This is a genomic window from Sphingobacterium sp. UBA7625, assembly GCF_002484085.1.
Taxonomy (GTDB): Bacteria; Bacteroidota; Bacteroidia; order Sphingobacteriales; family Sphingobacteriaceae; genus Sphingobacterium; species Sphingobacterium athyrii.
In genome coordinates this window covers 1-1,878 of record NZ_DLJD01000057.1, presented here as the reverse complement: position 1 = coordinate 1,878, position 1,878 = coordinate 1, and the positions used below count along the sequence as shown (strand labels likewise).

General features: G+C 41.3%; 2 protein-coding genes. Both read right to left on the bottom strand.

Features of this window, described 5'->3' with window-relative positions; all coding sequences use genetic code 11:
- Positions 1–121 precede the first annotated feature (121 nt).
- Positions 122–1,009, bottom strand: a complete 888-nt coding sequence (locus B4G94_RS23660; protein WP_286862433.1) for a SusD/RagB family nutrient-binding outer membrane lipoprotein — start codon at positions 1,007–1,009, stop codon at positions 122–124.
- Complete coding sequence (locus tag B4G94_RS23655; protein ID WP_422663713.1) at positions 984–1,562, bottom strand: SusD/RagB family nutrient-binding outer membrane lipoprotein; 579 nt, start codon at positions 1,560–1,562, stop codon at positions 984–986. The genes B4G94_RS23660 and B4G94_RS23655 overlap by 26 nt, the downstream gene beginning before the upstream one ends.
- Between the last annotated feature and the right edge of the window lie 316 nt (positions 1,563–1,878).

Below are 1,878 nucleotides of genomic sequence, written 5' to 3'. Positions count from 1 at the left end.
GTTGATCCTTTTGGAGCTTCAATGGCCAATGCCTTTTGGATAGAGTCAGGCAACCAGTTTATAGCTGCCGTACTCCCGGCGAGCATGGCGGCCTTCTTTAAAAATGCTCTTCTTGAGTCCATTATTTTAGCCACCAGGTCTGTAAGTTAATATTATCATTTCCGCCGAACTGTGATTTGATTGCATCAGAAACATTCGCGGTATTGGTATTGTATTCATCCTGCGGATACATCCAGCGATATGCTGTCTTTACATTGGCAGCCTTACGCAAACTCGGATAGCCCGTGCGCAAATGGTCAAAATAGGCCGTATAGCCTCCTTGGTGAAAGGATCGCAGGTATTTCTGCATGAGGATACGCTCCAATTTCTGTTCGTTTGTACTAACAGCGTCGAGTTTTACCGTGTTTTGTGCCAGGTATTGAGCTGCCTGACTTTCATTGGTATAGCTACCTATATTTTTCGCATATTTCTCATAAAACTTGAACGATGCTTGCACTCCTTTGGCATAAGTTGTATTTAGATCTCCCGTAATCCAGCCTTTCAGTATTGCTTCGGCTAAAATGAATTGTATTTCTGAGCAGCCTAATAATACCAAGGGTTCTGCTGTTGGATCCTGGTAAAACCGTTCGTGGACTTTGGACAGTTTTCCTAACACCGCCTTCGCATTGACCTGTGCATAGGGCACAATCGGATCACCGCCTTCATACGCGGTAAAATCATCAATCGCTTTACCAGCTTCTTTCCCCAGGCGTGTCTGTGTGGCTACAACGAACAATCTGGGATCCTTTAGGTCCTGTAATCGTTGGATAAAGGTCGAGTCCATGTACATTCCCGAGCCATAGCCACTGGAATTAAACTCTGGATAGCGATTGCCTTCCTGATTCAAGAAGACTAATTGACCATCTTCGGTACCTCCCACATCAGTAATCCTGGGCTCGTTTGAATAGATTTTGGCAAATTCTGTTGCCAGATTAAATGGAAGATCAGCTGATTTCTTCGATAAGGTCAATAATACTTTTAGGCGAANNATTGACTAACTTATTCCAATTGGCACTATTACCTCCATAAATAATATCACCATTTATAGTGTTATTATTTTTCTTCAATAGGGCACTTGCCTCCTCCAGCTCTTTTAATATCCCTACCAAAACGTCCTTCTGTGCGTCGTACTTCGGTGTAAAAACGGCTGCGCTTTCACCTTTTGCAGCTTCTGAATAAGGAATATCGCCAAAAGTCAAGGTAAGATTATAGAAATAGTAAGCACGAAAAAATTTAGCCAGTGCCAAATAGTTTTCTGCTCCTATTTTCTCCGCCTCTTCGGTCATCTTGGTAATATTCCGGAGGAAACCATATTGTTCAAAGCTTCCACGCTGCCAGTTGTAAATCTGATTGGCGTTCTCACCATCCGTTTGTACAATCATCTTCAACGCGTACAAGGGTGAGGTTCCATGCCAAGTACGGAAAGCGTCCCATTCTACTTTAGTTAGCAGCGCCTGTGGGTGAGTTGTCGTTGCTTCATTGGGATTGATATTGACCTCGGTCAATTTCTGACAGGAGGTCATTATTGAGAGCGAAAATAATCCAAAAAATATGTGTTTATTAAATAATTTCATATGTAACTAATTATTGATTAGTGTTTGTTTTCATTGGTTTCAATGAACTCGTTACACTCGGTTTGTTTTTTAACTGCCTTATGCAATATCCAATCTGTTCCCAGCGTTTGGGTTTTTCAAACATGAATATTTCATCTTGTTATTTTTTAAAACTTAAAATCTAGTGAAAATCCGATATATCTTGTCGACGGATCCTGAAGATTCCCATCATTACCAACACCAAAATCAGGATCTATATAAGGGACTTTCTTCCACATGGCTAAAT